Origin of the sequence: Cohnella cellulosilytica (assembly GCF_042431195.1) — a bacterium.
Classification (GTDB): Bacteria; Bacillota; Bacilli; order Paenibacillales; family Paenibacillaceae; genus Cohnella; species Cohnella cellulosilytica.
The window spans coordinates 1-25,818 of the sequence record NZ_JBHMDN010000020.1; the positions used below are offsets into that span (position 1 = coordinate 1).

The window sequence follows — 25,818 nt, forward strand, 5'->3', positions numbered from 1 at the left end:
ACCTTCTTCTTCGCGTAAGTTGGGTTCGCATCCGGTTTTCAAGGCGCAAGCCTTGTGAGAAAGCAATCTGGTCTGGTGATGAAGGCGGAGGGGTTCCACGCGTAACCATCCCGAACACGACCGTTAAGCCCTCCAGCGCCGATGGTACTTGGACCGCAGGGTCCTGGGAGAGTAGGACGTTGCCAGGCTGGATTGTTTTTATCTCTATCGCTGTGTATAAGTAAGGACCATGCTCTCATAGCTCAGTAGGTAGAGTGCATCCATGGTAAGGATGAGGTCACCGGTTCGATCCCGGTTGAGAGCTCCATTTCCCTACTATAACATGGCCCCTTGGTCAAGTGGTTAAGACACCTCCCTTTCACGGAGGTAACAGGGGTTCGAATCCCCTAGGGGTCACCATTTCTTTCTTCATACCGCACATCGTGGAGGCTTAGCTCAGCCGGGAGAGCATCTGCCTTACAAGCAGAGGGTCGGGGGTTCGATCCCCTCAGCCTCCACCATAAATTCCTTCCGTTGGGGATTAGCCAAGCGGTAAGGCAACGGACTTTGACTCCGTCACTCCTAGGTTCGAATCCTAGATCCCCAGCCATTCTCGAGCCATTAGCTCAGTTGGTAGAGCACCTGACTTTTAATCAGGGTGTCGAAGGTTCGAGTCCTTCATGGCTCACCATTCTTTCCGACACCGGGCAGAATGCAAGCGAATGCGCGCGTATGGCGGAATTGGCAGACGCACCAGACTTAGGATCTGGCGGGAGACCGTGGGGGTTCAAGTCCCTCTACGCGCACCATAAACCGTAATGGAACTCTTAGGATCAATTGATCTTAAGGGTTTTTTTGATTTCATTGGCTATCATTTACCAAAATGTACTCCGCTCGAAAGTCAGGGATAGAACTCGCATTGAGTAATGTTTAAATCGAAATAAAATGCATATACTAAGATGAAGTTCCAAAGGTTCGATTAGTTCCTTTGTTTCTGTTTAATCATATGGTAAGATAGAGGTGAGGAGGTTGATTGACATGTCTAAAGTTTTGGGATATGTAACCCTGCCGAAAAGTGCTGAAAATCGCCTGCACAGTGAAGCTGAAATTACACTTGCAAAAATAAGGCTGCTTCAGTCTGAACTACGTCTTCGAGAAGCACAAGTCGTACCGTTGCTTTCCGAGGAAACTCTAAGAGAAGTGGAAGAGTCAGTTAAGTCCGTTTATCCGATGAATTTCTCCGATTCTGCGCTTAGCCTGCCAATCGTGCCGGAATATCTATCCGTTCGTGACGTTAGCAAGCTTACAGGTCTGGTTCCACAAGTCGTACGTCGCCATTGTGCAAACGGCAAATGGGAAGCTGAGCAAGTTGCTGGGGAACATAGTACATGGAGGATCAAACCGGAACCTTTTATGAAGTTTTCAAACTGGGAGACTTTTTTGAAGGAACGGGAACGAGAAATGAAGGGTTCGAAGAAAATAGTGGACCATGCCCTGGAGCTTTGGGATGGCGAAGGTCCAGTGGATTATGGCACCAAATGAGGGAGGGAGAGAGCGGATAAATGCCTGCGTATTTATTAGATTCAAATCTTTATCGTTACATGCACAACGATAATAATCAAGCATATCAAGCGGCTGCAAAAGAATTTTTTACTACTTTACGACAAGAAATTGCCGATAGCGATGGGCAATCGTTCATTTTACTCAGTGCTGAAGTGAAATGCGAACTTGAAGTTCAAATGCAAACACTCAAAGATAGAGACCAACGAATCATTAGTGGCATGCTCGAGGGATATACACCAGTGAGTACCACTTTTCCAGCTGACCTCGAGCATGACCTTCGAAAATTTAGTAATTACATACGTTCAACCAAGTTCAATGGCATCTTCAAAGATCCAAACTACAGATTAGACTACTTACGCGTTTCTGATACACGTATTCTCGTCGATTCTTACGTAAATGACGCCGTTCTGGTGACCGCAAATATTAAGGACTTCATTACCTACTCAGTCTTTTGCGAACCAGGTGAAAAGAAGCTATATGATTTCTTAAACAAGCGATATATTGAAGTGTCCCCAGAAGCGAGAGCAATGCTTACGGAAGACCCATCGTATCTCTCCATTAGAGCAAAACTTGAAGCCCTCCAACTTTAAAATCGAAAACCGCAGGATTCTTGTAAAATTGCAAGAGTCCCTTTTGAGTCTTGGTATACAAATTATAAATTTTTATCTCCGATTTGTCGATTTGCATTCGAGTCAAGGCCGCGGTCTAGTATTTGAATTGTGGTCCAGCCCGCAAATTCATCGAATAGGGATTCTAATATACACCCCCGTTGCCCGACCGTGCTTGCTGCGGATGCGAAGTCCGTATTTTTCGCCGTAGGCAAGTTTTAGACGCTTGTTTGTATTGATTAGGCCGATATGGCTTGAATATTCGCTGTCCTCGTTCAGTCTTTTTCTGATCTCTCTAAGCGTATCCCCGTCCATTCCGAGGCCGTTATCGAAGATGCATATTTTCAAGTGCGAATCGTCCTCCGTAATTTTAATCTTGATGACGCTTGTCCCGTCCTTCTCCTTAATGCCGTGATAAATACTATTCTCAACCAGTGGCTGGAACAGAAGCTTCATGAATTTGTAATTCGTAATTTTATCGTCGTACTGCCAGACGACCCGGAACATATCTTTGTATCTCGATTTCTGGATCTCGATATAGCTCATCGTATTGCTGATTTCCTCGGACAGCGTAATCGTCGTATCGGGATTTCCCAGAGAGTAATGCAGGATATGGGTCAGGGAGTCGATCATTTTACTGACCTCGTTCTGTTCCCCCGTAAGGCTTATGGACTTCCAGAAGATTGTTTTTAAGGTGTTGAAGAGAAAATGGGGGTTTATCTGAGACTGGAGGGCAAGCATCTCCATTGTTTTCAGCCTGTACTTCTTTTCGGAAAGCTGGACTTTAAGATAACTCTGTTCGATAAAAGTTTTGATTATATTTTGCAGGATGTATCCGTACTCGTCCTTGACCCTGGAAGGAAGCGCCGGCAGCTCCGCCCCCTTCTCCGCCGATTTTATGGTGGAAATGATCACTTTGAGGTTATTATAATTTCTCTTTGTGAAATAGTAGGACAATACGAAACCCAAAATAAGCGAGACGAGAAGGAGAAGAACCGTAATCAACAGCAAGTTCTCCGGGACCTTGTAGATCGTTTTTTTGGGCACGATCGAAATATATCGGAGAGAATAGCGGTCGGAGCGGATCTGCGAAATCATGTAAGGTTCGTTCTTGAGCTTTAACTCCGAGAAATCGGCAGTCTGGTCTCCGATTTGCTGAAGAATGCCGTTATCCAGACGACTGGCGCCGGTGCTGCTGGAGAGGATCGTGTCGTTCTCGTCCAGAGTAAAGACCGCCTGATCCCGATAAGACGTCAGTCCGTTCAGCATATGATCGATGTAATCCCCCTTGAGGTTCATCACGATGACGCCGTCCGCAACTTTGGAACCGGAGGTGTAGGTTTTTTTGTACACGGTGAGCAGATTGGCAGGGGCGCTGTTGAAGGAATACAGGTTAACATGCCGCAATTCTATCCACGTATTGACGCTGCTGCTGTCCCGGTAATGGATATAGCTGTCGTACCAAGACTTGTCTTCATTGGTTTCGAGTTTGGAAATACCGGATTCCGAGGCGAGAAAGACGCCCTGTTTATTGTCGATATAGACATAAATAGATTGAAGATACGCCTTCGAATTGACGGGAGCATCGATAATATGTTTGAAAAAATTCAGCATGTCCATGCTGCCGTAATCGGTTAAACCGTTTTCAAAAAGGGATTTCAATTTGATGCTGATATAGGCGTTCATGTTGAAGTTCAGGCTAAGCGAATCTATTTCGTTAAAAATGAGTTCCATGCTTTCTTTGGTCTGGTTCAGCAATTTCTGATCATTCTTGTTGATATCGTTAATGACAAAGTTGCGCGTAAAGGCGATGGAGAAACCGCCCAATATAATTAACGGGATTAACAGGGGAACGATAAAAAACATAAGGTTCTTAATAAAAAATTTTCTTTTCATGATTATCCGTATCCTATAGTTGATCTTGTTTGTTGGATTTTCTGTTTCTGTATTCCCGCGGGTTCATTCCATAATAGCTTTTGAAGGTGCGGGTAAAATTGAACGAGTTGCTGTAGCCGACCATGTCGCTGATCTCGTAGGTTTTATATTGGATATCATCGAGCAGCTCCGCCGCTTTTTTCATGCGGATCTCCAGAAGGTATTCCGAGAAGTTCTGCCCGGTCTTCTGTTTGAAAAATTTGCTGATATAATCGGGATTCATATGCACCTGATTCGTAAGGTCTTCAAGCGTGACTTCCCGGTAATGCGTCTCGACATAGCTTTTAATCGTGGAAATAATCTTCTCGTTAAAATTCATTTCCGTTCGAACGGGCTGCCGCTTTTTTTTATTCGTCGCATTCGCGGCTTGTTCTTCGTCCAGCTCGGATTTTATTTTTGAAAACACCCGAATCAGCTCATCGTAGTTGGTGGATTTAAGAATGTAATTTTTGGCGCCGTATTCGAGCGCTTTCTGGGCATATTCGAAATCTTTGTAACCGCTTAAAAAAATAATCCGGGACATGCATTTTAAGGTGTTCAATTCCCGCGCCAGCTCGAGGCCCGTCATAACGGGCATGGCGATATCGCAGAGGATGACGTCCAACGGATTCGTTTTCGCGAATTCCAGCGCGGACTTCCCGTTTTCGGCTTGGCCGACAACATCAAATCCGATGGCGTTCCAGGGGAAAAAACGACAGAGCCCGTTTCTGATTTCAAATTCGTCGTCTACAACCAAAAGTTTGTACATAGGCCCTCCATAAAAGTGTGAGCGATTCCATCCTTAAATTGATTATATCCCTGATGAATGAAAATGGAAGTGGATAAAGCCCCGTGAAAGACGATAGGCCGATTTTTGATTTCTAAAATCAATTAATGATATTTTATATCAACTCAGATATCTTAAAGGCCTTGATAGCGGTTGCTATAATCGACTAGGAAGTTAATTACCGAGTCTCTGAGGGGGAAGCATTTTGAAGAAACAGGTGAAATGGCTTGGCCTGGCTTGCATGACGGCCGTGCTGGGCGCGTCGTTGTCGGCATGCGGCGGGGAATCGAACAATCATACGGCGGATCAGACGACCGGGCAGCCATCCGCTGCCGCGCAGCCGTCGGACAGCGGACCGGCGAAGCCGATTACGCTGAGATTCTCATGGTGGGGATCCGATCCGCGTCATCAGGCCACTCTTGCGGCTATTGAAGCCTACCGGAAGAAGTATCCGAATGTGACAATCGAAGGGGAATACCAGGGCTACGACGGCTACCAGCAAAAATTGATGACGCAGATCGCTGGCGGCGCGGCGCCCGACGTGGTTCAATTCGACAATGTCTGGAATCAGGATTTGGGCAATCAAGGGGACGTCTTTGTCGACTTTAATCAGGAGGCGGACGTTGATCTGACGACTTTCCCCGAGAAGGTGCTGCAGGAGTACGGCACGGTTAACGGAAAGCTGATCGGACTTCCGATGGGGACGAATGGCTTTGGCCTTGATATTAACAAGCAGTTTTTTGAAACGCATGGCTTGTCCGCCGATACCGAATGGACCTGGGACAGCTTTATTGAAGCGGGCAGGAAAATCCATGAAGCGGACAAGGAAGCCTATCTCTTCAGCACGGACCTGGCGGCGATGCCGATCGTCGTGTTTGACCCTTACCTCCGGTCGAAGACGGGCGCTTACTGGCTGAACGACGATTACCAGGTAACCGCCTCCAAGGAAGAGCTGGCGGACGGATTCTCCTTAATTAAAGAGCTCTATGAAAGCGGTACCTTGCAGCCGTTGGGCGAGGCGGCCCTCTTCACCAGCAAGCTGGAGCAGATGCCCAAGTTCGTCAACGGGCAGATCGGATCGTCTCTCGAATGGTCCGGAACGGTCGGAAAATATAAGGCCGTCCTGAATGAAAATTTTGCCGTGGCCAAGCCGATCAAGGTCAAAGACGGCATCGATCCATCGATCTCCTTCAAGCCTTCCATGCTGTTGGGGGTGTCCAGCAATTCTGCGAATAAAGCGGAGGCCGTCAAATTTGCCAACTGGCTGCTCAATGATCCCGAGGCTGCGCTGATTCTTACGGATCAGAGATCCGTCCCCACGTCGGAAGCGGCCAGACAGGCTCTGGTGGAAGCCGACAAAATCGATCCGGACATCGCCAAGGTGGTCGACTTTACGTCCCAGGACCCCGCTGCCGCGCCGCCGGTGCTTCTAAGCAATGCCGAAGTATTTGAAATCGAGAAGGATGTCCTGCAGAAGGTGGCCTTCGCCAGCTTAACGCCGGAGCAAGCGGCGGATGAGCTTACGGAGCGCGTTCAGGCCAAACTGGACGAGCTTAAAGAAAAAGCCAAGTAAAGTCGAAACCGGATGCGAATAAAGCTCCAGGGCGATGCCGTATAAGGGATCGCCCTGGAGCAAGACACGGCAAAAATTTAACGATGATTGGTGACTGGAATGAAAACAATGGCAGCGATGAAAAAAGGGCCGACAAAGAGGTATATCGGACTTGTTTATATCTCCCCTTGGATTTTGGGTTTTCTCGTCTTTCAGCTGTATCCTTTTATCTCGTCCTTTGTTTATTCCTTTACGGACTATTCCATTACGAATACGCCCAGCTACGTAGGTCTGAAAAATTATATTACGATGTTTACCAAAGACGAGCTGTTCTATAAATCCTTGCTCGTAACGATTGAATACGTATTGATGTCGGTACCGCTGAAGCTCGCCTTCGCCTTGCTTGTGGCCGTGATGTTAAACGTAAACTTAAAATTCGTCAACATTTTCCGCACTGTATATTATCTTCCCTCCATCCTGGGAGGCAGCGTTGCGGTTGCCGTGTTATGGAAATTTCTGTTTGCCAAAGACGGTTTTATCAATAGAGTTATCGCCGCCGTGCATGTTCCGGAGATCGATTGGCTGGGAAGTCCCAAGATCGCGCTCTTTACGATAGGCCTTCTCACCGTATGGCAGTTCGGGTCGTCCATGGTGCTCTTCCTGGCGGGCTTAAAGCAAATCCCCGCCGAGCTGTACGAAGCGGGAACCGTCGATGGCGCAAGCAAAGTCAGGATGTTCTTCACAATCACGATTCCGCTGCTGACGCCGATCATTTTCTTTAACCTGATTATGCAGATGGTGAATGCGTTTCAGGATTTTACCGGACCGTTCGTCATCACGAACGGAGGGCCTTTGAACTCCACTTACTTGTATGCGATGAAATTGTACGACGAAGGCTTCAAGTTTTTCAAGATGGGCTATGCCTCCGCGCTGTCATGGGTTCTGTTTCTGATCATTCTGGGATTTACCGCGCTGACCTTTAAATCATCGGCATCCTGGACCCACTACGAGGATGGAGGAGATTTCTAGGTGAAGAAAGAATACAATCCGTTTCAGAAAATGGCAAGATACCTGTTGCTAAGCGCCTTCGGCCTATTGATGATCTACCCTCTTATCTGGTTGTTCTTTGCGGCCTTCAAGCCTAATAACGAAATATTCGGTTCGATTGCGCTGCTGCCCAAGGAGATAGTCTGGGACGCGTTCGCCAAAGGGTGGAAGGGAAGCGGACAGTTCAGTTTTGGCGTTTTTTTCACGAATTCCTTTATGCTGGTCATTCCGGTTGTCCTTTTTACGTTGCTGTCCAGTACGTTGGTCGCTTACGGGTTTGCGCGCTTCAAGTTCCCGTTCAAGAAACCGCTGTTTATTTTGATGATCTCTACGCTCATGCTGCCTAACGCCGTCGTCATCATCCCCAGATATATTCTGTTTAAGAACTTTGACTGGCTTAACAGCTATTTGCCTTTTACGATACCTGCGCTGTTTGCCTGTTATCCGTTTTTTATCTTTATGCTGGTGCAATTTCTCAGAGGTTTGCCAAGAGAGCTGGATGAATCGGCCACGGTGGACGGCTGCAATTCTTTTGTTATTCTGGTGAGGATCTTGCTCCCGCTGTGCAAGCCGGCGCTGTTCTCCGTAGGGATTTTCCAATTCATTTGGACATGGAATGACTTTTTCAATTCGATGATCTATATCAACAGCGTCAAGAAATACACGATCGCTCTGGGCTTGAGAATGTCTCTGGATAATACGGCGGCCGCAAACTGGAACCAGATTATGGCGATGTCGATCGTGGCTATCATTCCATGCGTGCTTATCTTTTTCTTTGCGCAGAAGTACTTTGTGGAAGGCGTGGCCACAACGGGAATCAAAGGATAAATAAAGCGAAGGAGTTGAATGGACAACATGTTGACCGCGTTTAAGGCAGCAGCCAGAAAATGTGCAATTACGCTCTTGATCGCTTCCCTGTTACTCAGCATGTTTGTGACGGGACAGCAGCCTGCTTATGCGGCTGCATCTGCCGCAGAAGTAACTGTAAACGCTAACATCACGACCAATGAAGTCTCGCAGCTTCTGGTAGGCGGATTTGCCGAGGATCTGAATCTGGCCATGGACGGCGGCTTTTATGCGGAGAAGGTGTTTAACCGGTCGTTCGAGTTCGGCTCCGAGGATGCGGCGCCCTATAATACGCCTCTGGCCGGATGGACCAAGGTTAGCCGGGGCGGCGGCAGCGGAACCGCTGCCGTGGAAAACATGAACCCGCTTAACGCCGTGAATACGCATTATTTGCATGTAAACGTGTCTGCGGCGGGTGACGGCGTGGGCATTTCCAATGCGGGCTGGTACGGCGTCAGCGTCGAAGCCGGCGCGGTCTATAACTACTCGTTCTATGCCCGGAGAGGGGCCGATTTCAGCTCGTCGTTAACGCTGGCGATCGAAAGCACGGACGGCACAAGCTATGGCCATGCAACGATCGCCTCTCTGACCGGAGAGTGGGTGAAATACGAGGGCACCCTTACATCCGGTGCCAGCGATGCGGATGCCAGATTGGTCCTGCTGGCGAACGGCACGGGGAATGTGTACCTGGATTTTATCTCCCTGTTCCCGGCCGAAACCTACAAGAACCGTCCGAATGGATTAAGGGCCGATATCGGAGAAGCTCTGGAGGACATGCACCTTGGATTCCTGCGTTTTCCGGGCGGCTGCATTATTCATATGCCTTCCTACCAATACAACTGGAAGGATCAATTGGGACCCATCGAAACGCGCAAGGAATATCCCAACCCCCAATGGAACTCCATGGACCCCCGGGAACATATGACGAACGGCTTCGGCATGTTCGAGTGGCTGCAGCTGAGCGAAGATATCGGCGTGGTTGCGGTGCCGGTTCTTCCCGTGGGCGTAAAGCATATCGGCAGCGCTCTTAGCCCCGATTCCGCCGCGATGGACCAGCTCGTGCAGGACACGCTGGATTTCGTAGAGTTTGCCAACGGCAGCCCGACTTCGACCTGGGGCGCGAAGCGCGCGGCTATGGGCCATCCCGAACCGTTTGGTCTGGAGTATCTGGCATTGGGTAACGAAGAGCATGACAGCGCCAATGCCAGAGCGGATATTACCAGAATATACGATGCGGTTCATCAGGCGTATCCGTCGCTCAAGCTGATCGTAACGGCATCGGACTCTCATTCCATGTATGAATTCAGCCAGCAATTGGGCGCTTACGAAACCGACGGCCACTATTATTACGACAGAGGCAGTCTGGACTGGATTCATTTTATTTACAACTATGACCGCACCTATCCGAAGGTGATGATCGGCGAATACGGTTCCAATCAGCGGGACGCTTCCATCAACGATGCGTTGGATATGGCCAAAGACAAAGCGGTATTCGAGAAAAACGGGGATATTCTGGACATGTCCTCTTTTACGCTGCTGAGAAGAGTGATCGATTTTGACAATGCCCATGTGTTCAAAAGCAACTATTATCACGTAGACAAGATGTGGGCGGAAAATCTCGCGGATTACAATGTGAATTTCAGGCAATCGGGCGACACCAGCCTTGTCGTTGTCGCAGGCAAGGATAACGAAACCGGCGATTTGATCCTGAAGCTTATCAATAACGGCGCGAATACGATTAATCCGAAAATTACGCTGAACGGAATGACGGGCATCTCCCCAACAGCCGATGTGACCTACCTGAAGCCCAAAGCTGCAGGCAACAAGGAGGCCAAGGACAACAATTACAGGCTGGATGGCAAAGGTCAGAGCACCGATCTGAATGAAGTGGATTACGGTACGACTACGGCAAGCGTAACCGGCAATCAGCTCGACTATTCGGTTGAGCCGTATTCCTTCTCCATCGTCCGAGTTCACGGCGACATTTCTACGAGCGACGCTTCAACCCTGCATGAGGCGGAAATCCTGAACGGCGGAGCGACGATCGCCTCCGGCCGCGCATTAACAGCCGAGAAGGAACTGCTGACTACTCTGAACGCCAGCAATAGCGTCTGGAGCAAGGCCGATCTTAAAGCGGCAGGCGAATTTGTCCGATACAACAATTTCAATGTTGCCGAAGCCGGCATCTATAACGTTAAGGTGGGTTATAAAAGCGGCTCCAGCCGCGCGATACTGCAAATGTCGATTGACGGAATCGCTCAGGGCTCGCCCTTCGATCAATATGCCGCCGGACAGAATTTTATGGAGGTCGATTTGGGGACGGCGACTTTAAGCGCCGGCAAGCATCCTGTCCAATTTACCGCGACAGGCAAGCATGCGTCTTCTTCGGGTTATATGGCGGCGATAGATTACATCCTGCTGACCCCTCTGCCGAGCGCGCCCGAATGGCAGACCGTCGAGACGGGCAGCACGCAGGTCAAGCTTGACTGGTCGCCGGTTCCCAATGCGGCGGGTTACGTATTGCAGTATGGAACGGAGTCCGGCGTCTACGCCGAGACTGTGGATTGCGGCAATACGACAAGTTATATCGTGAATGGACTGACCAACGATACCGAATATTACTTCGTCGTGCGCACGAAGTATGCCGACGAGGAGCAGAGCGAGGCATCCGAAGAACGGACCGCAGCTCCGTCGGCCGACAAGCTCTTGGCCCCGCAGCTGGTCAGTGTCGCGCCCGGGAACGGCAAGCTGACCGCTCAATGGACGCCGGTGGCGGGAGCGGATCATTATCGCATTGCGTACGGAACGGCGTCCGGACAGTATAGCGAGACAGTGGACAATATCACGGGAACAAGCAGCGAGATCGAGCCTCTCCGGGATTGGACGAGATACTATCTTGTCGTAACGGCGGTTAACGGAAGCGTGGAAAGCGATCCGTCAAATGAAGGGAACGCCATGGTCGAATCCGCCGGGCTTCCAAGCGGCGATGCATCGTTAAGCCAGCTGGCCGTAAGCTCCGGCACGCTCTTGCCGGCATTCTCGCCGGAGATTCGGAGCTATACGGTCAGCGTTGCCGACAGTGAGGCAAGCGTCGACTTAACGCCGACGGCGGCATCTTCCGCGTACAGAAGCATCACTGTAAACGGTGCGCCCGCAGTATCGGGTGCCGCAAGCTCCGTGGGGCTGGCTGCCGGGGATAACCGCATTCCTGTAGTCGTCCAGGCGCAGGATGGCACAGTCGCGACCTACACGATCAAAATAAGAAAAGAAGCGGGTTCGGGTGGCAGCACCGGCATGATCCCGGTTGACGATCCGAATATCCGGTATGTCGGACGTTGGGACAAGAGCGATTCCGCCAAGTACGGCAGCCATTGGGGCGGCGCCTATTTGAAGACGAGGTTTACCGGAACGACGGCAAGCATCCATCTGGGGAAAACAGCCGATATCCTCGTCAATATAGACGAGACCGGCGACAAGCTGCTGTCCGGCGTGAACGGCACGGTGAACTTGACGCAGGTCCCGCTGGAGGCCGGAACTCACAGTCTGCGAGTTGCCGCCCGGTATGCCGACGATGAATTGGTCTTCCAGGGCTTGGTGCTGGATTACGGAGCGACCACGGTTGAACCGCAAATTCCGGCCAATCCCGTTGTGGAATTTATCGGCGATTCCATTGCCGCAGGCATGGGGAACGCCAACGGCAGCGGAGACTCTTATGCCTGGCTGGCCTCCGATATTTTAGGAAACGAACATACGCAGATAACCTATCCGAACCTGTCGCTGGTCGATGGAACATCGTCGGGGGGAACGGCGGGGATGGAGGAAGCCTACTGGAAAATGAAAACGCCGGCATCCGCCGCCTCGGCCGATTGGGATGTTCACGCGTCAGCTCCACAGGCCATCGTAGTGGATTTGGGGTCTTACGACCGATATAACGGCGGAGATCCTGCAGAATTCCAAAGCCATTATATTCAATTCCTGGCTTCGCTAAGGGACAAGTATCCGAATGCGGAAATCTTCGCTTTAAGATTGTTTAACGGATGGCTCGAAACCGAGGTATCCAATGCCGTACAAGCGAGAATCGAAGCGGGCGATACGAAGGTTCGCTTCGTGGATACGACAGGTTGGCTCGATGGATACGGAACTCCCGGATCGGGGGACTACCAGAGCGACGGGATGAGCTTTCTTCCTACCCGGTCGGGTCAAGCCAAAGCCGCGAACAAGCTGGCGGCGGTTCTAAAGCCGTATTTGGCGCTTCCTTATATTCAACTGTGGGTTGAAGCCGAAGAGATGACCCTATCGAAGTATACGGTCAAAGGCAACGATTACGCGTCCATGCAGAAACTGATCGAAGTCGCTTCCGGAACCGGCTCGGCAAGCTATGTATTCGATCAGCCTTCCGGCGTCTACGACGTACAGGTTAACTATTTCGACGAGAATGACGGCACTTCGTCCTACAAGCTGTATGTGGACGACAAGCTGATCGATTCGTGGACCGCCGACCGTAATTTGAGTTCGGATGCGCCCGATCTGGATTCGTTAACCCGCAGGCTCATCGCGAACGTGGATATACCGGCGAACAGCACGGTCAGAATCGAAGGCACCGCCAGCAACGGCGAGCAGGCGCGGACGGATAAGGTCAAATTTTTCTCGCCTCTGGACGGCGCGTCCTTAAGCGATCTGTCCATCAGTCAGGGGACGTTGACGCCGATTTTTTCACCCGTCATTAAAGACTATTCGGCCATTGTGGCAAACGTTGTATCCCGCATGGACATTACGCCGACGGCTACCGTTCTCGGATACGAGGCTCTGACCGTAAACGGCGAACCCGCGGTATCGGGAGCTGCCAGCAGTGTAAATCTCGAAAATGGCGAAAATCGCATTCCGGTAGTCGTCAAGGCGCTGGACGGTGCGACCGCCACCTACATGCTTGTGATTACAAGGGAAGCGGCTCAGAGCGGCATTGCATCGCTCAGCGGCCTGACCCTCAGTCAAGGCGCGTTAACTCCGGCGTTTACGCCGGAAAATAGAGATTACGCGGTCTTGGTTGCAAACGATGTATCCACGTTAGACATTACGGCAACCGCGACTTCGCCGACCTACCGGAGCCTGACTGTAAACGGTGAGTCCCTGATGTCGGGAGCCGCAGGGCGCGTGCATCTGGCAGTCGGAGCAAACGCGATCCCGGTGGTCGTCACGGCGCAGGACGGCACAACTGCCGTCTATACGATCGTCGTCACCAGAGATGCGGATCACAGCCGCGATAACTTTAATACCATGCCCGCTGGAAGCGCGCCTGTGGGATGGGGCGTGAACACAAGCGTAGGGACGGTAACCGTGCAGGACGTTCCGAGCGCCGCGGACAAGAGCGTGCTGATTAATAAAGTCGGTACCGCGACGGGCTCCAAGACATCCTTGTATAAAGAGTTTGCCCCGCTAAGCGGAACAGTGGTCATTGAGGCCAAGGTCAGGAGAGAGAGTACCGGCAATCTGTGGTGTCTGCCTTATGTGTACGGCAGCGACGGAACTACGATGGCTGCAACGATCCAATTTGACAATGGCAATATTAAGGCGTACAGCAACGGAGGCTGGCAGACGCTCCAGCCATTCGCCGCAAACACGTGGTACGAGTTGAAATTGGTCATCGACACGGATACCGACAAATTCGATTTTTATGTCGACGGCGTTCAGAAGGTAACGCAAGGAGCGCTTAGAAATGCGGTCTCGGATATTGGCAAAATCGAATTCTACGCGGCGGATTTTAACGCCGGCACGACCTATGTAGATATCGAAAGAGAGCCGTACTCGATTGGCGACGCTGCATTAAGAGCGCTGGAGATCAGCTCCGGCACGCTGTCGCCGGCATTTGCGCCGAACGAAATGAATTACGAGGCAAGCGTTGCAAACCGCGTAACAAGTATCGGCATTACGCCGACGGTATCCGCTTCTGTATATCAGAGCCTTACCGTAAACGGTGTGCCCGCAGCGTCGGGAACCGAGACCAGGGTAGAGCTTGTCGAGGGTATTAACGACATTCCGATCGTCGTAATCTCGGAGGATGGAACAGCTGCTACGTATAAGATCAGCGTGACAAGAGCAGACGAGCCGGACCCCGGCGAAGGAACCGATCCGGTCGACAAGACGGCGCTGCAGATCGAAGCGAATGCGGATTCAGGCAAACAGGAAGCGGACTATACGTCGGAAACCTGGGGCCCGTTCGCAGCCGCTCTGACCGCCGCGCATGCGGTACTGGCGGCAAGCGACGCGACGCAAACTCAAGTCGATCAAGCGCTGCAGCGTCTGCAGGAAACCCGCGAAGCGCTCAAAGAGGTCCCGCCGAGAGCGGTAAGCGGCAGCTTCGCGGAGGGAACAAACATCGTAACCGTGGCGTTTGATAGAGGCGTAGCCTTTAACGGCGGAGCTTCGCCAAGCGGGTTCACCGTCACGGTTGACGAACAAGCAGCAACGGTTACGGCTGCCGTATACGAAACCGATCCGTCGACAGTGATCCTGGCATTGCCGGACGATATCCGCTTGTCCGTTGACGCGAACATCCGCATCGACTACGACGGAGCAGGCCGGTTGGTCGGCACGGGCGATCAAGGCTCGCCTGTGGGAAGATTTACCCTCATGGCCGAAAATCCGTTCGCGGCGGCTCTTCGGATCGTCGGACCGAGCGGAAATACGACCAACGCGAGACCTGCCATTTATGGCGGCGTTCATCCCGATGCCGACGCACTGACGGTAGCCGTAAAAGATGCCAAAGGCAATGCTGTCGGCGTGAACGGGAAGCTGAACTGGAGCCCCGGCGACGCAGCATGGTCTTACGACCTGAATCAGACGCTGGCTCCGGGCGCCTATACCGTTGAAGCGACGGCGAGAGACGGCGAGCGCACGGTGATGAAGACGAGATCGTTCGCGGTTCAGCGGGTTTCGTCCCCGGGCGGAGGAGGGTCCGTTCCATCGGAATCTACGGAAACGTTGGCGGTTGATGTCGTAAGCGGCGACGACGACCAAGCCGATATGGCCCAAGTGGAGATCAAACGCACGACCGGAAGCGACGGGCGTATTCACGACGAAGTGGTCTACACCCGGGACAAGGCGCGGGAAACGGTCGACAAAGCGTTGGCGGGCGGAAAACGCGCCGCGCGGATCGTCATTCCGGACGACCGGGATGCGGTCAGCGAAGTCAATCTTGAAATCCCGCAAGAGACGGCCGCATTGCTGCGGGAGAACGGCATCGACCTTGAATTCTTCAATCCGAATGTTTGGATTCAAGTGCCGAACGGCTCGCTCGGAGAATTGGAGAATAGCGTTTATTTCAAACTCGTTCCGGTTAAGGACGTGGGCGAACGCAACGAGCTTGAGGCTCGTGCGCGCGCGGAAGACGTCGTTCGCCAATGGGCCGAAGACGAGCTGATCGACGTGGTGGCAAGACCGATGAAAGTCGAGACGAACTTGACGAACCGGCCGGTAACGCTCACCTTGCCGCTGCGCGGCGTTGCGCTTCCCGAGAAGGAGAGCGAGCTTGCCGCCTACCTGGCGCAGCTGGGGATCTTCATCGAACATTCCAACGGCGAGAGAGAAGTGGCCGCAGGTCTGCTCGTAACGATGCCGGATGGACAGCCGGGGCTTCAATTCTCCATCGCTCAATTCAGCACGTTCGCGATCATCGACTTTAATCGGGCGATCGCGTTAAACCCCGAGCAGGGGCGGCACGAAGCTTACGTCGGCGGTTTCCCGGACGGGTTGTTCAAGCCGCTCGAGAACGTGACGCGCGAGCAATTCGCAGCGATGATCGCGCGTAATCTGGGTTATACCGAAGGCGTATGGAGCGGAGAAGCGCCGTTTGCGGACGTATCGAAAACCTCGTGGTCCGCGGGAGCCATCGCTTTTGTCAAAGAAAAAGGGCTGATGCAAGGAAGGCCGGACGGCAGCTTTAAGCCGAACGAAGCGGTCACGCGCGCGGAGATCGCCACGGTGATCGCGAACTATCGCGATCTGGCCGTCGAGAAGGGCGGAACGCTCGGTTTTAATGACATTGCGGGTCATTGGGCGCAAGGGAGCATCCGTGCGGCGCTGGAGGCGGGGCTGATCAACGGGTACGCGGACGGCAGCTTTAAGCCGGGCCGCAGCGCGACCCGCGCGGAAGCGGTTGCGATGCTCAACCGGATGTTCGGACGCGGGCCGCTTAACGGCGTCGAACAACCGTCGTTCCCGGATGTGCCGGCCGACTTCTGGGCCTTCAAGGATATCGAAGAAGCCGCGGCAGCGCATTTCTACATCATCGACGATAAGCGTCAGGAAGTCATCAGCCGATAGGTTGAAACGCGAACGAGGCCGAGACGGCGGGGATTGTCCCGCTGTCTCGGCTTTATTTGCCGAAGAGCGAGGGAAGGCTTGCCACTTATGCGGAGAGTGTTATAATGGAGCCACGAAATTCAAGGCTGCATAAGGAGAAATGAATGGATTTTATTAAGCGTCAATTGCTTGAGCAGGGAGTCTCGTCGTCCGTAGCGGTGTATCTCGCCAGTATGATCGTCATCTTGCTTGTCGTCGGATTATGCGCGGTGGCGAACTTCGTGACCAAGAAAATCGTTCTGCGCGTCATCGCCTCGATCATTATGAAAAATCGCTTCACCTGGGACAATGTCTTTTTGGAGCGCAAAGTTTTCCACCGGTTTGCCCACATTGTGCCGGCTGTCATCATTTATTACTTCGCGCCGGTCTTCCCGCATTATCAGACGCTGATCGAGAAGGGTGCGGTCATCTCCATTATCATCGTAAGCATGATGGCGATCGACGCCTTCCTGAACGCGTGCAACGACATTTACAATACCTATGAAGTATCCAAAATAAAGCCGATCCGCGGCTACACGCAAGTGATCAAAATTTTCGTGTTCATTATCGGCGCCATTATTATCGTTTCCGGCCTGATCGGGCAGAGCCCTCTGCTGCTGCTAAGCGGCCTGGGAGCGCTGTCGGCCGTTCTGATGCTGATTTTCAAGGATTCGATTCTGGGACTTGTCGCCGGCGTACAGCTGTCGGCCAACGACATGGTGCGCGTGGGAGACTGGATCGAGATGCCGAAGTACAACGCGGACGGCGACGTGATCGATATTTCCCTGAACACAGTAAAGGTGCTGAATTTCGATAAAACGATTACGATGATTCCGAGCTATGCGCTCATTTCCGACTCGTTCCGCAACTGGCGGGGGATGAGGCAGGCGGGCGGGCGGCGCATCAAGCGGGCCGTCCATATCGATGCGAGCAGCATCGGCTTTTGTTCGCGCGAGATGCTTGGGAGGCTTCGGAAGATCCAACTGCTGGCCGATTACATCGAAAATAAAGAGCGGGAAATTGCCGAGCATAACGACCGCAACGGCGTCGACAAATCGCTGGAGGTGAACGGAAGGCAGCTGACGAATGTCGGCGTATTCCGCGTTTACGTCGAAAATTACTTGCGGCAGCACGCGCTGATTCATCGGGACCTGACGCTGCTGGTCAGGCAGCTGGCGCCGACGGAGCACGGCCTGCCTCTGGAAATCTACGCTTTCGTGCGAGATACGAACTGGGCCGTCTACGAGTCGGTTCAATCCGATATTTTCGACCACATTTTCGCCTCCGCTCCGACCTTCGGGCTGCGCATTTTTCAGAATCCGACCGGACACGATTTTACCCGGGCTCTGCGGGAGGAGACGCGATCGGCAGGTTCCTGACCTTATCCGAACGGTAAGGCTGCTTTGCAGGCCGGATGGCCTCGCGAAGCGGCCTTTTAGGCATGCTCCGGAAAGGTAAAGCCGCGCGGGAGAGGAGATGTCCGCATGATAAGATATGGATGCATGAATCTTGAAATCTTGCTATGGGTTCGCGGACGGGCCGTGTATACAATGAGGGCGTGGGGAATTTTAAGCTAAGAGAGGGGCAACAACATGACGCTCAAAAAGTTCTCGGTACTGGGATTAACGCTTGCTACGGCTCTGACGGCTACCGCTTGCGGAGGAGGAGGCGGCAAGGAAAACGCGGCTTCGCCCGCAGGAGAGCAGCAGAAGCAGCCAATGGCCGGCCAGAAAATAACCGTATTCGCAGTTAACCATCCTTGGACGGATGCGTTGAAGCCGGAGATCCCGAAGTTCGAGAAGGAGACCGGCATCAAGGTGGATCTGCAGGTGTTCGCCGAGGAGCAGCTGCAGCAGAAGCTGGCGGTTCAGTTCACGACCGGGGCGGATACGCCGGACGTCTTCACGTATCGTCCGTACATGGACAAAATCCTGTACGCCAAAAACGGCTGGACGGCTCCGCTGGACGATTACGCGAACCGCAACGCGGAGTACGACTTCGGCGATTTCTCCAAAGCGACGATCGAGGCCAGCACCATCGACGGCAAGCTGATGTCGATTCCGCTCTGGACGGACCAATTTATCCTGTATTACCGGAAAGACATTTTGGAGGAAAACAACATTCCCGTTCCGAAGACGATGGCGGAATTCGAGGAGGCGATGAAGAAGCTGCACAAGCCGAAGGACGACTTCTACGGCTTCGTGGCGAGGGGACAGCGGAACGCGCTGGTCACGGCAGTCTCTTCGTTCGTGTTCTCCGAGGGCGGGGATTTCATGGTCGGAGACAAGGCGGCGGTCAATACGCCGGAAGCGATCAGAGGCTTCAAGCTGTATGCCGATCTGGTGAAAAATTACGGCCCGCAAGGCGTTCTGAACATGAACTGGGCGCAGGCGATCGGCTTGTTCGCGCAAGGCAAGGCCGCATTCTACGTCGATTCGGCCGCGCTGTTCAAGAACGCGACCGACCCGGAGAAGTCGCTTGTGGCCGATAAAGTCGGCTTCGGCGTTTTCCCGGCCGGCAGCGCGGGAGCGAAGCCGTACAGCACGGCGTCGTGGTCGCTGGCGATGAATCCGCAGTCCAAGGGCAAGGACGCGGCGTGGGCGTTCATGGAATGGGCGACCAACAAGGAGAACGCGCTGATGATTCAGCAAAGCGGCGTTCCCGGAGCGCGGGATTCCGTCTGGGCTTCGAAGGAAGGAACGGCGGAATTCCCGGAGGATCTGGCCGCGGCCATTCAGGAGACGATGAACATCGGGGTCGATCATTTCGTGCCTCAGGTGATGAGCGTGACGGAATCCCGGGACGTCGTCGGAGCGATCGTCGTGAAGGCGATTCTCGGCGAAGACATCCAGGCGGCGGCCGATCTGGCCAACGAGGAGCTTCAGGCGATTATCGACAAGGATAACTCCCAATAAGGACAGCGAAGCGGATGGCGGGGCGGGCCTTGCGGTCGAAGACCGGGCTCGTTCCCCCATCCCAACAGAGAAGGAGGGAATGTCGTGGTCGCCATCGTCAACTGGCTGGATCGCCATCTCAAGTGGGTATTCGTGGCGCCGGCGCTGCTCTTTATTGCGCTTATGGTCGCTTTTCCGATATTCTATACGGCAAGACTTAGCTTGTTCGAATGGAGCATGTCGGCCGTGCAGCCGCCCAAATGGGTAGGGCTCGATAATTATGCGGCGCTGCTGGCGAGCAAAGCTTTCTGGCATGCGTTATGGATTACTTTCTATCATTCCTCGATCAGCATCGTGCTGGAGACGGTGCTGGGCGTCGGAATCGCCGTGCTGTTCTCGAAGAAGATGTTCGGAGCGAGGACCGCCAAAACGATGATGATGCTGCCGATGGTCGCTACGCCGGTATCCGTCGGCCTGGTCTGGCTGCTCATCTACGAGCCGTCGATCGGAATGGCCAATCAGCTGCTGAAAAGACTGGGCTTCGCAACGCAGGAATGGCTCGGCTCGGTGACGCAGGTTATGCCGTCGCTCATTATCGTCGACGTCTGGCAGTGGACGCCGATGATCGCCCTGATCGCGATCGCCGGCCTGGCCACGATTCCGTCGGACCCGTACGAATCCGCCAGCGTGGACGGGGCGAACGCCTGGCAGAAGTTTACGCGCATTACGCTGCCGCTGCTGCTGCCGACGCTGATCACGGCGATTACCTTAAGGGTCATCGACCTGGTCAAAACGTTCGATACGATCTACGCGACGACGCAGGGCGGGCCGAATTTCGCGTCGCAGACGCTTAATCTGATGATCTTCGACACGGCGTTCTCGGGCTTTAAGTTCGGATATGCTTCGGCGCTTCTGATCGTATTTTTCCTCATGCTGATCACGCTGGTGCTGGTATTGAACGGCCTGCGCGGAAAGGCGGGAAGCCTGCAATGAGAATTCCCTGGACCAAGCGGGCGGGGCTTGGGGCGCTGAACGCGCTCGTGCTGCTCGGCCTCCTGTTCCCGCTGCTGTGGATGCTGACGGCTTCGTTGAAGTCGCAAATTCAAATTCTGAACCCGGACAACCTGTTCCGGTTCACGCCGACCTTCAAAAATTACGTGTCCGTGTTCCAGGACTACGACTATGCGAAATATATCGCCAACAGCTTTGTCGTCGGAGCCTCGTCGACGCTCTTCGCTCTCGCGCTCGGCCTGCCGGCGGCGTACGCGATCGCCAAGTTCAAAATGCAGGCCGCCTCGATCGCGATTCTCGTAGCGAAAATCTTGCCAGGAATCAGCTATTTGGTGCCATGGTACGTGCTGTACAACGAGATCGGCCTGATCGATTCTTATCCGGGACTGATCATGAGCCATATGGTGATCGGGCTTCCTTTCATTATGTGGATCATGATTCCGTTCTTCGAGTCGTTCCCGAGAGAGGTGGAGGAATCCTCCTGGATCGACGGCAGCTCGAAAGTCCGCACCTTCTATCAGATGGTGCTTCCGATATCGCTGCCCGGGATCATCACCTCGTCGCTGCTCGCATTCATTTTTTCATGGAACAACTTTATGTTCTCGTTTATTCTGGCCGGCGAGAGGACGAAGACGCTGCCGATCGCCATCTACAATTTTCTCGGGGGCACCTCCATCGATTGGGGCGGCTTGATGGCGGCAGCATGCATCATTACGCTTCCGGTCATCGTCATTGCCGTGCTGGCGCAGAAGTACGTCGTCAGCGGCTTGTCCGCGGGGGCGGTGAAAGGCTAACGACAAGGGGCTGGGACCATGCATCACCGGTGGAATACGTTCAGCAAGATGGTCGTCTTGATCGCGCTGCTCATTTTGCCGCTCGTTCTCATCTACGGCTATTCGAACGCCGTGTCGGTCAACACGATCCGGCAGGAGCTGCAGGAGAAAAATTTGAACAGGCTCTCCTTCTTCACGAGCCAGGTCGACACGATTATCGATCAACTGTCGATCATGTCCATTATCGTGAGCAAGGATTCGAGCGTTCTCAAGCTGGGCGAATCCGACAGGCTGCTGGATTCCTACGAGCAAGTGCAGGCGCAGGAGGATATCGTCCAGAAACTCGGTTTGCTCAGCGTGACGAGCAGCTGGAGAAACACGATCATCGTCTATTTGCCGCGAACGAAGCAGTCGATCTCGAACGATTACTTCAGCTCGTACGACGAGGAGTATTTGCGCGCGCAGACGGCCAAATCCTGGACATATCATTCCGCGGGAAGCAAGGGAGCGGGAGGCTATTTCTCCAAGGTGCTGTTCAGCCCGCTGCTTGTGAACCGGAGCTTGCTGGAGGCGGACGCCGTCGTCGAGGTCCGGTTTTCCGAAAGCAATATGATTCGCATGCTGAGCGATTATAAAAACGAGGACAGAAGCGGAAGCTCCTTCTTCTATAGAAAAGGCGACGATCCGATCGGTGAACAAGGCCCGACCCGGGCGACGACGGAGGAGATTGCCGGATATCTGGACGGGCAGACGCTGGACGACGCGGGATACCGGACGATCGATATCGGCGAAGACCACTATCTGGTCAGCTACGCGAAGTCCGCAAGCCTCGGCTGGTACGCCATCGACTATTTGCCGCTCAAGCAGGTGCTGCAGCCGATCGTCAAAAGCCGGAATTTATTTTACGGAGCGCTCGCGCTGATTCTGCTGTTCGGGCTGATCGCCACGCTTGTGCTGTACAAGCAGCTGCGCAAGCCGATCATGCTGCTGGTCAGAGGCGTGCAGAAGATCCAAACCGGTTCCTATTCCCACCGTCTCAGCTATCGTCCGAAGAACGAATTCGAATTTCTGTTCGCCAAGTTCAACGAAATGACGGAAGAGATTCAGAGATTGCTGGAGAAGGTGTACGTGGAAAATATTCGTTTTCGCGAAGCCAAGCTCAAGCATTTGCAATCGCAGATCAGCCCCCATTTTCTGTCCAACAGCCTGTTTTTCGCCAAAAACATGATCGCCGTGGACGATAAGCAGGCGGCGACGGACATGATCATGAATCTGGCCGATTACTTCCGATACATTACGAAGCTGGAGCATACGATGACGACGCTCGGGGAGGAGCTGGCGCTGATCGAAAACTATTTGACGATCCAGAATTTGCGCATTCAGCGCTTCCATTACGAGATCGAGGTTCCCGAGGCGATGAAGGAGCTTCAGATACCGCGCTTGCTGATTCAGCCGATCGTCGAGAACGCCATCGTGCACGGCGTCGAGAAGAGCGAGAAATACGGCATTATCCTCATCTCGGGGGAAGAAAGGGACGGCGAATACCGGGTGACGATCGACGACAACGGCCAAGGGGTGACCGAGGAAACGGTAAGAAGCCTTCGACAGCGCATCGCCGAGCCGCTCGATCAGGAGAACGGCTGCGGAGTGTGGAACGTGCACCAGAGGTTGTCTTATCAGTACGATACGCAAGCGGGACTGACTTTCGAGCCGTCTTCGCTGGGCGGACTTAGGGTCGTCGTGCATTGGCCGAGCGATCCGCTCCGGCAGACGGAGGAGGAGGGATAACATGCTGCAGCTGCTGCTCGTCGACGACGAGATGAGCGTCGTGGATACGCTGGCCCATACGATTCCGTGGAAGTCGCTGGGAATCGGGGAGGTTCACAAGGCGTACTCCGCTTCCGAGGCGCTGAACATACTCAACATGCACGCGATCGATATCGTCATCACCGACGTTCGCATGCCGGGGACGGACGGCCTTGAGCTGTCGCGGCTCATCTCCCGACAGTGGAAGCATACGAAATGCATGCTGCTGACGGCTCACGCCGAATTCGATTATGCGCGGACGGCCATCCAGAATCATATATTCGATTATATTTTGAAGCCGATCCGGGACGAAGAGCTGATCGAACGCGTCGTTCGGATCATCGAGGTCATCCGCACGGAGAGGGAGACGCATAGTGTCGTCCAGCGCGCCATGGACGCGATGCGGGAGCATGTGCCCCGGCTGCGCGGAGAGCTGCTGCACGACTTGCTGCAGGGCAAGCGCGTTCCGGCCGGCAAGCTGGAGGAGAAGCTCCGGATGCTCGAGGTGCCGATCCGTATGAACGACGGCATCGCGATGATGCTGATTCGCTATAAGGAGCAATTTTCGGATTACGATCCGTTCGAAATGTCGTTGATGGAATACGCCATCTTCAATATGGCCGAGGAAACGTTCGAGGAAGGCTACCGGGTCTGGTGCTGTAAGGACGTGTACGATTATTTGGCTATCGTGCTCATCCCGAAGACGGAGACCGAAGAGAGCGCGGACGATCTGGAGGAGCGGCTAAACCGCTGGACGAACCAGTTCCAGATGAACGTGAGGCATTATTTGAAGCGGGACGTATCCGTACTGCTCGGGCATGGCGGGACCTTCCCCGCGGATCTGCTCAAGATGTATCACAATCTGCTGCTGCTGTTCCGCAAAAGGTTCGGCAACGGCCAGGATTTGCCGCTGTACGTCGCCGGCGGCGGAGAGTTGGCCGACATCAGCACGCTGCAGAGCCTGAACGAGCCTCCGGCGCTGCTGCATCTGATGGAAGCGGGAGACTGGACGGCCATCGAGACGCGTCTGGAGGCGATACTGAGCGAGCTGGAGGAGCGTTGGGCGGAATCGCCCGAGCATCTGATGGAAGCCTTCTTCGCCCTGTACGCCGCGTTCTCGAACCTGGCCCATACGAGCGGAAGGAAAATGATCGATCTGATCGGCGGCGATTATTTGCCGGTCAAGGAGCTGCTCCCGTGCAAGACGGTCGCTCATCTGGGCGAATGGACGCGGAGCGTGTTCGGCAAGTTCCGGCAGCAAGCGCGGAACGAGAACAGCACGGCCAGGCTGGCCGCGGTCAAAGAGGCGCAGAAGTACATTCTGTCCAACCTGTCTTACGATATCTCCGTGCAGTCGATCGCCGACCATCTGCGGATGCATCCGTCTTATGTCTCGCGCTTATACAAGCTGGAGACGGGAGAGAACATCAGCGACTACATTACGAAGCTGAAGCTGGAGAAGTCGGTTATGCTGCTGAAGACGAGCGCGAAGAAGATTTATGAAATTTCGGAGGAGATCGGGTACCACAATCCCCATTATTTCATCAAGCTGTTCAAAAAATATTACGGCACGACGCCGCAGGATTACCGCAATTCCCAGATGTAGCCGATGAGGGCGCGCATCTGTCGCGATGGCGCGGTCGGCGTCGATATCCCGATAAGAGAGGTTTAACGATGAGAAATATTGTGTGCGTGGAGCCGGGCGCGTTCGAGCTGCGGACCGGAGAGCGTCCGCGGCGCAAGCCGGGCGAGACGTTGGTCAAGGTGCTGGCGGTAGGCGTGTGCGGCACCGATTATCACGCTTTCCGCGGGAAGCAGCCGTACTTCACTTATCCGAGAATCTTAGGCCACGAAATTGCCGGCGAAGTGGCGGAAACCGACGACGACGGTCTGGACGGGTCCCGCGGGCTGAAGGTCGGCGATCGGGTGACGATCATGCCCTATATCGCCTGCCGGACTTGTATCGCCTGCCGCGCCGGACGGCCGAACGCTTGCTCCGAGCTGCGAGTGCTGGGGGTGCACGAGGACGGAGCGATGCGCGAAGCTATGTCGGTGCCGTCCGAATATGTCGTCAAGACGGAAGATTTGAGCCTGAACCAGACCGCGATCGTCGAGCCGATGAGCATCGGCCTTCATGCCGTGAACAGGGGAGAGGTCAAGCCGGGCGAGACGGTACTCGTCATCGGAGCGGGACCGATCGGGCTGGCGGCGATGAAGTTCGCGAAGCTGGCCGGCGCCAAGGTGATCGCGATGGATACGAATGTCGAGCGGCTGCGCTTCTGCCGGCAGTGGGCGGGCGCCGACGAGATCGTCGAGGCGACCGGCGACGTTGCGGCCAAGCTGGCGGATATCACCGGGGGCGAAGGAGCGGCGACGGTGTTCGACGCTACGGGAAGTCCGCAATCGATGATGAAGACGTTCGATTACGCCGCCCACGGCGGCAAAGTCGTGTTCGTCAGCCTGGTTCAGGCGGACATCTCGTTCCACGATCCCGCCTTTCATAAGAAGGAGTTGACGCTGCTGGCCAGCCGGGCCGCGACGCTCGCGGAGTTCGAACGGGTGATCGCCTGCATGCGGGCAGGACTCCTGGACGCCGACGGCTTCATTACGCACCGCGCTCCCTTCGGGAAGACGATCGAGGCGTTCGACGAATGGTTGAATCCGGGCAGCGGCGTGATCAAGGCGGTAATCGAATTTTAAC

The 25,818-nt window shown here is 53.9% G+C and carries 15 protein-coding genes, 6 tRNA genes and 1 rRNA gene; 20 read left to right on the forward strand and 2 right to left on the reverse strand.

Going from position 1 to position 25,818, the window contains the following annotated elements; all coding sequences use genetic code 11:
* The first annotated feature begins 71 nt into the window (after nt 1-71).
* The 9 genes from rrf to ACFFT4_RS15315 all read left to right on the forward strand — a co-directional run bounded on the left by rrf (nt 72) and on the right by ACFFT4_RS15315 (nt 2,132).
* Nucleotides 72-188 (forward strand): 5S ribosomal RNA (gene rrf / locus ACFFT4_RS15275).
* Nucleotides 189-231: 43 nt separating this feature from the next.
* Nucleotides 232-307, forward strand: a tRNA-Thr gene (locus ACFFT4_RS15280).
* Nucleotides 308-324: 17 nt separating this feature from the next.
* A tRNA-Glu gene (locus ACFFT4_RS15285) sits at nt 325-399 on the forward strand.
* A gap of 25 nt (nt 400-424) precedes the next feature.
* A tRNA-Val gene (locus ACFFT4_RS15290) sits at nt 425-500 on the forward strand.
* A 14-nt stretch (nt 501-514) separates the two neighbouring features.
* A tRNA-Gln gene (locus ACFFT4_RS15295) sits at nt 515-589 on the forward strand.
* 5 nt (nt 590-594) lie between these two features.
* A tRNA-Lys gene (locus ACFFT4_RS15300) sits at nt 595-670 on the forward strand.
* A gap of 35 nt (nt 671-705) precedes the next feature.
* Nucleotides 706-788 (forward strand) — tRNA-Leu (locus ACFFT4_RS15305).
* Nucleotides 789-1,017: 229 nt separating this feature from the next.
* A complete protein-coding gene (locus ACFFT4_RS15310; RefSeq protein WP_378049021.1) occupies nt 1,018-1,521 on the forward strand; it encodes a hypothetical protein in 504 nt (167 codons plus the stop codon).
* A gap of 20 nt (nt 1,522-1,541) precedes the next feature.
* Entirely contained in the window at nt 1,542-2,132 is a 591-nt protein-coding gene (locus ACFFT4_RS15315; RefSeq protein ID WP_378049023.1) for a PIN domain-containing protein, read from the forward strand.
* Nucleotides 2,133-2,279: 147 nt separating this feature from the next.
* On the opposite strand, the gene ACFFT4_RS15320 is transcribed toward ACFFT4_RS15315, so the two are convergent.
* Both ACFFT4_RS15320 and ACFFT4_RS15325 read right to left on the reverse strand, forming a co-directional pair.
* Complete coding sequence (locus tag ACFFT4_RS15320; RefSeq protein WP_378049025.1) at nt 2,280-4,046, reverse strand: sensor histidine kinase; 1,767 nt, start codon at nt 4,044-4,046, stop codon at nt 2,280-2,282.
* 13 nt (nt 4,047-4,059) lie between these two features.
* On the reverse strand, nt 4,060-4,833 hold the full coding sequence (locus ACFFT4_RS15325) for a response regulator transcription factor (RefSeq protein ID WP_378049027.1): 774 nt from the start codon (nt 4,831-4,833) through the stop codon (nt 4,060-4,062).
* A 223-nt stretch (nt 4,834-5,056) separates the two neighbouring features.
* Here ACFFT4_RS15325 and ACFFT4_RS15330 point away from each other — a divergent pair, with 223 nt between their 5' ends.
* The 11 genes from ACFFT4_RS15330 (at nt 5,057) to ACFFT4_RS15380 (ending at nt 25,817) form a co-directional block, all read left to right on the forward strand.
* A complete protein-coding gene (locus ACFFT4_RS15330) occupies nt 5,057-6,424 on the forward strand; it encodes an ABC transporter substrate-binding protein (protein ID WP_378049029.1) in 1,368 nt (455 codons plus the stop codon).
* A 108-nt stretch (nt 6,425-6,532) separates the two neighbouring features.
* Nucleotides 6,533-7,432 carry a carbohydrate ABC transporter permease gene (locus ACFFT4_RS15335; protein WP_378049031.1) on the forward strand — a complete coding sequence of 300 codons (900 nt, stop codon included), beginning with the start codon at nt 6,533-6,535 and terminating at the stop codon, nt 7,430-7,432.
* Entirely contained in the window at nt 7,433-8,278 is an 846-nt protein-coding gene (locus tag ACFFT4_RS15340; RefSeq protein WP_378049033.1) for a carbohydrate ABC transporter permease, read from the forward strand.
* An 18-nt stretch (nt 8,279-8,296) separates the two neighbouring features.
* Complete coding sequence (locus tag ACFFT4_RS15345; protein WP_378049035.1) at nt 8,297-16,615, forward strand: cadherin-like beta sandwich domain-containing protein; 8,319 nt, start codon at nt 8,297-8,299, stop codon at nt 16,613-16,615.
* Between the two features lie 143 nt (nt 16,616-16,758).
* On the forward strand, nt 16,759-18,012 hold the full coding sequence (locus ACFFT4_RS15350) for a mechanosensitive ion channel family protein (RefSeq protein ID WP_378049037.1): 1,254 nt from the start codon (nt 16,759-16,761) through the stop codon (nt 18,010-18,012).
* Between the two features lie 213 nt (nt 18,013-18,225).
* Nucleotides 18,226-19,548: an ABC transporter substrate-binding protein gene (locus ACFFT4_RS15355; protein ID WP_378049039.1), complete on the forward strand. Its 1,323-nt coding sequence runs from the start codon at nt 18,226-18,228 to the stop codon at nt 19,546-19,548.
* 84 nt (nt 19,549-19,632) lie between these two features.
* Nucleotides 19,633-20,520 (forward strand): carbohydrate ABC transporter permease, encoded by an 888-nt coding sequence (locus ACFFT4_RS15360; protein ID WP_378049040.1) that lies wholly within the window; start codon nt 19,633-19,635, stop codon nt 20,518-20,520.
* Nucleotides 20,517-21,332: a carbohydrate ABC transporter permease gene (locus ACFFT4_RS15365; protein WP_378049042.1), complete on the forward strand. Its 816-nt coding sequence runs from the start codon at nt 20,517-20,519 to the stop codon at nt 21,330-21,332. Before ACFFT4_RS15360 ends, ACFFT4_RS15365 begins: the two co-directional genes overlap by 4 nt.
* Nucleotides 21,333-21,350: 18 nt before the next feature.
* A complete protein-coding gene (locus ACFFT4_RS15370) occupies nt 21,351-23,099 on the forward strand; it encodes a sensor histidine kinase (protein ID WP_378049044.1) in 1,749 nt (582 codons plus the stop codon).
* Nucleotide 23,100: 1 nt separating this feature from the next.
* Complete coding sequence (locus ACFFT4_RS15375) at nt 23,101-24,723, forward strand: response regulator transcription factor (RefSeq protein ID WP_378049046.1); 1,623 nt, start codon at nt 23,101-23,103, stop codon at nt 24,721-24,723.
* Between the two features lie 68 nt (nt 24,724-24,791).
* Nucleotides 24,792-25,817 carry a zinc-binding alcohol dehydrogenase family protein gene (locus ACFFT4_RS15380; protein WP_378049048.1) on the forward strand — a complete coding sequence of 342 codons (1,026 nt, stop codon included), beginning with the start codon at nt 24,792-24,794 and terminating at the stop codon, nt 25,815-25,817.
* The last annotated feature ends 1 nt before the right edge of the window (nt 25,818 follow it).